Origin of the sequence: Mesorhizobium neociceri, from assembly GCF_013520985.1 — a bacterium.
In the GTDB taxonomy this organism is placed as follows: Bacteria; Pseudomonadota; Alphaproteobacteria; order Rhizobiales; family Rhizobiaceae; genus Mesorhizobium; species Mesorhizobium neociceri.
Window position 1 is genome coordinate 1 of sequence record NZ_JACDTY010000050.1, and the last position, 2,545, is coordinate 2,545.

The window sequence follows — 2,545 nt, forward strand, 5'->3', positions numbered from 1 at the left end:
CTGGGACCATACGCGGCTGCGGTTCAAGAGGCGACTGACCTTCCCGTGTTTGATTATACCTCCATGGTTGAATTCTTCGTCGGTGGCCTAACACGCAAACCATTCACAGGACTCCTCTGATAACGGGTGCTCTTGAGGCCGCAGAAAGGCTCCCGTGCCCGAAAGGCGCGAATGCGACGCGTGATTGGGATTGATATCCACCGAACCTTAGAGGCGGTTTTCTGGGAAAACGGTCAGCTTCGACGCGCCGGCCGTTTGTATGACCCGAACGGCACTGGAGGGTTCGAGAAGAGCTTTTCAGCAACGGATGAAGTGGTGATCGAGGCAACCGGGAACTTGCATGGCGGTGTCCCGCGTGCTCTCGTTGTTTATGCAAAGAGTGGTGATTGCCAATCCGCTGCAGGTGAAGGCGATCGCGCATGCACATGCCGCGCGATGTTGGTGGAGGCGGCCTGGGCAGCGGCAAAAGCGCCGGGTCCCCTGCACGCTTTCTTCGTCCGGGTCAGAGCCAGACGCGGCCATCGGGTGGCAGCCATTGCCGTGGCAAGGAAGCTGACGGTGCTATGCTGGCATATGCTGACGAAGCAGAAGGACTACTTCTGGGCGCGACCGAGCCTTGTCGCCCACAAGACGCGCAGCATGGAATTGCAAGCTGGCCAACCGCAGACAAAAGGCAACAAACGTGGCCCCGCCTACGCCTACAGCGTCAAGCAACTTCGCGACCAGGAGATGCGCGACGCTGAGCAGGCCGACAAGCACTCCGAACGCTTCATTGAAGCATGGCGCCCGCGTCCGCCAAAAGAAAAGGCGCGCGGCGCCTCAATCCGGCAAGGCTCGAATAAGGCGGCCTGGCGGTATCAGCCGATGCGCCGCGCTTCGCCCCGACGTCGCCCGCGCCAGTGCAGAATACCATGGCCGGTACGAAAATACTCGTTGATCTTATCCATGGTGTGCTTTGCGTGATCGGCGGATATCGCTGCCCCAGTAGCTGGTTTCAAAGTCCTCAAGGGCCTTCATGCCGGCTTCGGCGTCCTTGGCTCTGTAGATCGCGCGCAGCGCCGGCGACGGACTCGCGGTCCTTCCAAGACACGAACTCCAGGGAATGACGGATCCGGTGAAGGTCTTCACCACGGTCTGGAGAAAGACGGCGTTGATCGCTTCGGGGAAGCCCTTCAGGCCGTCGACGACGGCGATAAGGATATGGCTGACGCCACGGCTCTTCAGCTTGTTCATGACACGCAGCTAGAACTTGCGCCCTCGGTCTTCTCGATCCCGATGTCAAGAATCTCCTTCGTGCCGTGCGTGGAATGTCCAGCATATGAACGGGCGAAGGCATGGTGAAATGCCCACGATGTTCTGCGTCCTGATGTCCATCATGCTGGCGGAATTCCTGTAGTAGTCTGCGGCAGGGAAAGACTGCCACATGGCAGACTTGATCTCGACTGTCGCCGACGCCGTCCTGGAGGAAGCGGCCGCGTGGCAGAACCGGCCGCTGGACGCGGTCTATCCGCACGTCTTCTTCAATGCCATCCGGGTCAAGATCAGGGACGACGGCTTCGTGCGCAACAACGCCGTCTACATCGCGCTCGGCATCCTGCCGGACTGGGGAGGTTGCCGGTCGCAGTCCTTGTCCTTAAGCCGATGCCGCTCCCATGGTCTGACTGTGCTCTCCCCATGGCTTTCTGCAGGCGAATGTACGCCACATGCGGATGCCGCCCACATACGTCTCCGACGACCTCATCAGCATTTCACCTGTTAAGCCGTATAGACGAATAGGGCGCGGCCGGAAAACTCCAAACCTCAGGGATCGGACAAAAGCCAGGGATCAAATCGTCGCTGGATGAGTTCAGTGGCAGATCACCGGCGGCTCTCGCTTGTGTGACCTCCATGCGGCCACAAATGCGTTGCGATGCCGGAAGCCGGCGCCGTCAAGGACATGGCCTCATGACGGGCACTAGCTGTGAGCCCATCTCGCTTTTAGATGGCGCGGAAACATAATCTGTATTTGACCAAAGCATCTCGGCGCCTGATGCTCAACGAAGGCAAGCGCAAGTCGGGAGAAGTGCCAGCGGGCCATTATCAAACACGCGGGAGCAATAGATATGCAGCGTCGAAGCCTCCGGGTTTGCAGATTGAGGGAATCGAGTGGCGCGCTACCTGCACTAGAATCCCCAGCTCGGTTGCCGGTCGAAAAAAGCGCCGTTGGTGGCAGAGAAGCGGCTTCATTTGTGTCGGAACGAGCATAGCCGAGACGGTATCGTGGAGTGCTGGTTTGGGGAGAGGGTGGACATAGACGCCATTCTAATCCGAGGTCCTCGGAAAAAGGACTGTTCTGCAGATTCCAAGCAAGATTGAGTCATGCGACCATACTGTTGGCCGCGGGAAAAGTAATTGCGCGTTCTGAGACATTTCGGCGTTAGCCCAATGTTCCGCTTCGAGGAAAGCAAAGCCGAATTGAATTGCCTCGTGCAATCGTCGTGTATCAAGGTAGGAGAACTGCCAGTGTCTGCATTTAGTCAAGAAGAATATCGCGCACGCACGACCC

General features: G+C 58.4%; 2 protein-coding genes and 1 pseudogene. 2 read left to right on the top strand and 1 reads right to left on the bottom strand.

Translation table 11 applies throughout. The annotated features are described in order from the left end of the window. Positions 1-171 precede the first annotated feature (171 nt). The gene (locus H0241_RS36570; RefSeq protein WP_407941798.1) at positions 172-963 is read left to right on the top strand and encodes a hypothetical protein; all 792 of its coding nucleotides are present in this window, start codon (positions 172-174) and stop codon (positions 961-963) included. Here H0241_RS36570 and H0241_RS35240 read toward each other — a convergent pair. Beyond that, positions 940-1,233: a transposase gene (locus H0241_RS35240; protein WP_181062287.1), complete on the bottom strand. Its 294-nt coding sequence runs from the start codon at positions 1,231-1,233 to the stop codon at positions 940-942. The two genes, H0241_RS36570 and H0241_RS35240, sit on opposite strands and share 24 nt — an antisense overlap. 196 nt (positions 1,234-1,429) lie before the next feature. Between H0241_RS35240 and H0241_RS35245 the strand changes: the two are divergent. After that, positions 1,430-1,603, top strand: a pseudogene (locus H0241_RS35245) (transposase); the annotation flags it as partial. Between the last annotated feature and the right edge of the window lie 942 nt (positions 1,604-2,545).

Excerpts from the sequence above, each read along its gene's own strand:
- H0241_RS36570 (WP_407941798.1), top strand. The coding sequence starts at position 172 with ATGCGACGCGTGATTGGGATTGATATCCACCGAACCTTAGAGGCGGTT.
- H0241_RS35240 (WP_181062287.1), bottom strand. The coding sequence starts at position 1,233 with ATGAACAAGCTGAAGAGCCGTGGCGTCAGCCATATCCTTATCGCCGTC.